Below are 5346 nucleotides of genomic sequence, written 5' to 3' on the forward strand. Positions count from 1 at the left end.
CCGAGGTCGAGGAGCGCGCGAGCCCACCGGGGCGAGACCCTGAGCCGCGTCGCCAGGTCGCGCCGGCAGGGAACGGCTCGTCCGGGTCGAACCTCGGAGGCGTCGTGCCCGGGCTCGCCTTCAACGACGATACGTTGGGGGTCGACCACGGCGTCCTGCGTGGTCGACCGTTCGACACGAAAGCGCTGGTGGATACCAGCGAACGTGGCTCGTCCCGGTATGGATCGCCGATCTCACCGCGGCCGAGATGCGGGCGCGGATGGCTCGTCCGCAGAGGTACCGCTTGCTGCAAGGGTATCCGATCGCGCCGCTTCCCGACCCCATCCCCGGGGGGCGGTGACAGCTGAAACCATCGAGCAGACCTTGGTGCCCAACCTCGGCCGTGGCTTGGTCGTTGGCGTTCTCCCCCATCCGTTCTGCAATCCGTCCGTGAAGGGGTGCGGTTTCTGCACGTCCCCGCACGAGGGCTACTCCGAGCCCAAGGCGATGGCGGTGACGGCCGCCGTCACGGAGGAGATCGAGAAGTTCTTCGCGGACCATGCCGATCTCTCGGGACACCGCGTCGAAGCCCTGTACTTCGGTGGCGGCACGGCCAACGTCACCCCCGTTGCGGCTTTTCGGCCCCTCTGCCACGCCCTCGCCGGGAGTCTCGACCTGTCCGGTGCCGAAGTCACCCTCGAGGGAGTTCCCGCGTACTTCCTCGACGGGGGCGAGGAGCGACTGGACGTCTTGCGCGAGCAGCTCGTGCCGCAGTGCTTCCGCGTGAGCATGGGGATCGAGACGTTTGACAAGAAGCAGATCCGGCGCATGGACTAGCGTCCGCTGGCGGTGGGGTATGCTTCGCATATCTGATCAGCCAGATTCTGTTCGAGCTTCTTCCATGTCCTCCAAACCCCGCGATCCCGTTCGCCCCGAGCCCGCATGGGATGTCGCGCTCCTCTTTCCGGAGCAGGGCGCGTGGAGCGAAGAGGAGTATCTTGCGCTCAAGGGGAATCGCCTGGTCGAGTTCTCCCACGGGAACGTGGAGGTCCTGTCGATGCCGACCGATTCCCATCAGGCGAGGGTGGCCGCGTTCTTCGCCGCGCTGACCGCGCTCGTCTCCGCGCAGGCCCTCGGGACGGTCCGCTTCGCGCCCCTCAACCTCCGCCTCTGGCCCGGCAAGTTCCGGCAGCCGGACGTCCTCTATCTCGCTGCGAAGCACGACGCGAAGCGGAAAGAGGAGTTCTGGGAGGGAGCCGACATCGTCATGGAGGTCGTGAGCCCGGACGATCGCCGCCGCGATCTCGTCACGAAGCGGCGCGAATACGCGCAGGCGGGGATCCCGGAGTACTGGGTCGTGGACCCGACCGAGGGGGCGATCGAGGTTCTGGCGCTCGAGGGGGATTCCTACGTCCTGCACGGACGCTTCGGGCGGGGGCAAGTCGCGACTTCGAGAGTCCTGGCGGGGTTCTCGGTCGAGGTCGCGGGGATCCTCGATGCTCGCTAGCCGAGAATCGATCTCGAACGCCCGAGACGCAGCGATCGACGGCGAGGGTGCCGTGTTATGTGGAGTCCGGGATTATGTAGTGCAAGTGGCTACCGCAACCGTCATCGGCGCTCTGGACGGACTTCTATCCTCGGAGGACTTCACATAAGTCGGGTCGCGGCCGACCGACTCGAGCCACGAGATCAGCGAGGGCTTCGGATACCGCGTCGACATCGAAGACGGCAGGAAGTTGGGGGTTGTGCCTTCGAGGGCGGCCTGCTTCATGCGCATGTCGATCTCCACATAGGTGTGCGTGGTCGAGAGGTCGGCATGGCCGAGCCACGCGGAGATGACCGATATGTCGACGCTGGCCCTGAGGAGCTCCATGGCAGTCGTGTGGCGGATGGTGTGCGGGGAGATCCGGTTCGCCCGCGCATTCGAAGGCGTGATCCCGGACACCTTGACCCATTTCTGCAGAATGTAGGTGATCCCCCATCGGGACAGCCGCCGGCCACGCGCGTTCGGGAACAGGGGCGAGTCTGGTGTCGGCGAATCCCCACGGAGACCGAGCCACGCTTGCAGAAGCTCGCAGGTCCGATCCCAGAGGGGACAGTCGCGGATCTTGCTGCCCTTGCCATGCAACCTGACCCTCGGCGAGGACCCGAGGATGACGTCGGACACATCGAGATCGACAACCTCCTGGACGCGAGCGCCCGTGTTGACCAGGAGAGCAAGGAGGGCCAGGTCGCGTGCCCCCTGCGGCGTCGATGCGTCGATGGCCCCGAGGAGTGCCTGCAGGTCGCCAGGCTCCAGGTACTCAGGCGGGCGATGCTCGACTCGCTTGTTGCCGATCTCGCGAATCTGACGGCATCGATCAAGGTGTTCCGGGGCGACCGATGCGATGTACCGGAAGAGGGTCTTGATCGCGACGAGCCTCTGGTTGCGCGTTCTTGGGGAACAGTCTCTCTCGCCCTCCAACCACCCGAGGAAGTCCCGGACTCTCTGTGCATCGACATCTTCGACCTCGATGCGATCCGAGGAGCGCCCGACAGCGGAGGAGATGTAGACCAGCAGCAGGCGAACCGCGTCCCGATACGACAGGACGGTGTTGCGGCTCAAGCCGCGTTCCCCCATGAGGTAGTGCTGGAAGAATGCCTGGATCAACGCGGAGAGCGTGCGAACGGGGCTCATCGATCGCGGCTCCCTTCCCCCGCAGGAATCGGAAGCGGACACCTGTGCTGGAAGCGTTTGGCGGCTTCACGTAGGGTCTCTTCGTTCGGCCGGAGATAGACCAGCGTGCTGCTGACGTCGACGTGCCCGAGGTAGGTGGAGAGCGCCGCGAGACGTTCGTTGACGTCGATCCCGCGACCATACCAGTCCAGGAGTCGGCGAACGGCGAAGGTGTGACGCAGATCGTGAATCCTGGGGAGACCACCACCCGGGGTGCTGATGCGTGCCCTCTCGATCAGCTCTCGATACGTGCCATGGACCGTCCGGTGGGCGAGGCGCGTCTTGCACAGCGTCGAGAAGAAGGGGGCGGATCCCAAATCGGTTCCGTGAGCGGCCAGCCGGCGTCCCATGTAGGTACGGAGAGCTTCGACGGTTGTCGGGTGCAGGGGAACGATTCGCGACTTCCCGAACTTCCCCCTTCGGATGCGCAGCGATGCGCCTTCGAAGTCGATGTCCCCGATGTCCATCGCCAGGGCTTCGCCGATTCGGATTCCCGTAGTCACCAGGAGCGCGAAGAGCGTGAAGAAGGTCTCGGGCCGGAGAGAGTCAGAAGGACCGAGATCGCGCGCCGCTCCGAGGAGACGGTCGATTTCCTCCGGGGAGAAGATGTGCGGTCGAACGACCGTCCGCCGCGGAAAGCGCGGCCTTTCGGGCAGTGGGGGAAGGGCCACGCCGTGCCTCGCGGCGTAGCGCAGCGCCTGCCACACGACACAGACCAAGCCAGTCTTGCTACTCGGTGCGAGACGGGCCATGGACGCCAGGTACTCCCCGAGCACTTCGCGATCGATTTCGGATGGATCGGAGACGCTTCTCGCCAGGAATCGATCGAACCGATGCAGACGGGCTGCCTGGCTTGCGAAGTCGCCACTCCCCGCACATCTCCAGGCGACGAATTGCTCGAACGCGTCCGCCAGGCAACTGGAGAATCCGTTGGACCTCATCGGAGCAGCTCCGGCCAGGCGATCGCGACTTCGCGCAGAGACGGCTGATCCACCTTCGCGTAGATGCATGCCGAGGCGATGTGCCGGTGCCCAAGATGGTCGGCCACCTCCTTCAGCGACCTTCCCGATCTCAGCAGGCGAGTCGCGAAAGCGTGCCGAAAGATGTGCGGTCCGAAGCGACCGGGATCGATTCGGGCTCGCTCGAACCGACTCTGAACGAGACTCCCGACCGCCGAGGGTCCCAGCGGGAGATACGGCCGCCTCAGACGAGTGAAAACTCGATCGTGGTCGACGGCCGGACGAACCTCGCGGATGTAGCGAGCCAGGGCGCGCGCGACCGCCCCGAGGAGAACCTGGGTCACCGTCTTGCCACCCTTGTGGCCTCGGAAGCGAATCTGAGCATCGCGCCACGCGATGTCCCCGAGCCGGAGGCTAGTGATCTGGCCTCGCCGGATTCCGTAGGTCGCCAGGACCAACAGGACGGCACGGTCACGAATCCCACTGGCGCTGGTGTCGTCAACCGAATCGAGAAGCTGCCGGATGTCCTCGTCCGCGATTCCTCGAACCGTCTCTGCCAGGCGATAGGTCCTGACCGTCGGGATGGCTTCGACCAGGCGATGCTGGGTCAGACCTTGATCGGCCGTGAACTCGAGGAACGCTCGAACGGACGATCGCAGGCACCGAAGGGAAGCGTGACCCAGTTCCTGCCCGTACTCTGCAAAGAAACGCTCGATTCTCTCGGGCGTAAGGAGACCGAGATACTCCTCCGGGGCGCGCCGCTTCGTGATCCAGAGGAGAAAGTCCCTCGCCGCACGGACGCGGGCCCGGACCGACTCGGGCTGCATCGCCCTCATGGTCCGAAGCCAATCGAAGAACGAGCCGAGGATCGATCGCAGGCGCGGGGGAGCGAGATCGATGGGGCGGTGGGCATCTTCCCAGGCCCGCTCCTCTGACCAGGGAAGGGGCGGCGAACGTCTTGGCATCGGGGCTCTCCAGGGGAAATTGGTGGCATGACTCCCCCTATCTCACCGCCGGATTATGTGGAGCGCAACGCCCGGCGGTCCGGAGAAAACCTCTACGCCGCATGGACCTACGACTCGACTCGAGCCGGAATGCCGCATAATCCCGGACTCCACATAACACGGCTTATGGGGAGCTCCCCATAAGCCGTGATATCGGAGCTGGTTTCTGCGGGGCGGGGACCAGAGCGGCCCAACTCAGGCCCTCTGCGGCGAGGCTAGATCCCGGTGGCCCTCGGGTGGTCGCGCCAGTCCCGCTTCACCTCGACCCGGGTCATGAGATGGACGGGGGCCTCGAGGATGCACTGGAGCTCCTCGCGGGCACGGCTGCCGATCTCCTTGATCTTCCGGCCGCCGGCGCCGATCAGGATGCCCTTCCGGCTGTCGCGATCGACGTAGAGGACGGCGCGGATCGTGAAGGAGCCGTCCTCCTTCTTCGAGAGTTCCTCGATGTCGACGCCGATCGAGTGGGGGATCTCCTCCTCGGTCGCTTCCATCGCCTTCTCTCGGATGATCTCGGCGGCGTAGAAACTCTGGGGCACGTTCGAGATCTCTTCCGGCGGATAGAGGAAGGGTCCCTCGGGCAGGAGGTCGAGGACGTCGCGGGTGAGGACGTCGATCCCCTCGCCGCCGGTCGCGGAGACGGGATAGGCGCGCTTGAAGGGGTAGGCCCGGGAGAGGTCCTCGACGG

The 5346-nt window shown here is 65.4% G+C and carries 6 protein-coding genes; 2 read left to right on the top strand and 4 right to left on the bottom strand.

The window, feature by feature from the left end; all coding sequences use genetic code 11:
• Window positions 1-336: 336 nt before the first annotated feature.
• Both HY699_03315 and HY699_03320 read left to right on the top strand, forming a co-directional pair.
• A complete protein-coding gene (locus HY699_03315; protein ID MBI4514830.1) occupies window positions 337-816 on the top strand; it encodes a hypothetical protein in 480 nt (159 codons plus the stop codon).
• 64 nt (window positions 817-880) lie between these two features.
• On the top strand, window positions 881-1486 hold the full coding sequence (locus HY699_03320; protein MBI4514831.1) for a Uma2 family endonuclease: 606 nt from the start codon (window positions 881-883) through the stop codon (window positions 1484-1486).
• A gap of 72 nt (window positions 1487-1558) precedes the next feature.
• Here HY699_03320 and HY699_03325 read toward each other — a convergent pair whose 3' ends face one another.
• The 4 genes from HY699_03325 to era form a co-directional block, all read right to left on the bottom strand.
• On the bottom strand, window positions 1559-2656 hold the full coding sequence (locus HY699_03325) for a site-specific integrase (protein ID MBI4514832.1): 1098 nt from the start codon (window positions 2654-2656) through the stop codon (window positions 1559-1561).
• Window positions 2653-3402, bottom strand: coding sequence for a tyrosine-type recombinase/integrase (locus HY699_03330; protein MBI4514833.1), 750 nt, complete (start codon window positions 3400-3402; stop codon window positions 2653-2655). Before HY699_03330 ends, HY699_03325 begins: the two co-directional genes overlap by 4 nt.
• A 230-nt stretch (window positions 3403-3632) precedes the next feature.
• Window positions 3633-4490: a tyrosine-type recombinase/integrase gene (locus HY699_03335; GenBank protein MBI4514834.1), complete on the bottom strand. Its 858-nt coding sequence runs from the start codon at window positions 4488-4490 to the stop codon at window positions 3633-3635.
• A 383-nt stretch (window positions 4491-4873) separates the two neighbouring features.
• Window positions 4874-5346, bottom strand: a 473-nt coding sequence (gene era / locus HY699_03340; protein ID MBI4514835.1) for a GTPase Era, incomplete at its 5' end; no start/stop codon positions are given.

Source organism: Deltaproteobacteria bacterium (assembly GCA_016210005.1).
In the GTDB taxonomy this organism is placed as follows: domain Bacteria; phylum Desulfobacterota; class Binatia; order HRBIN30; family JACQVA1; genus JACQVA1.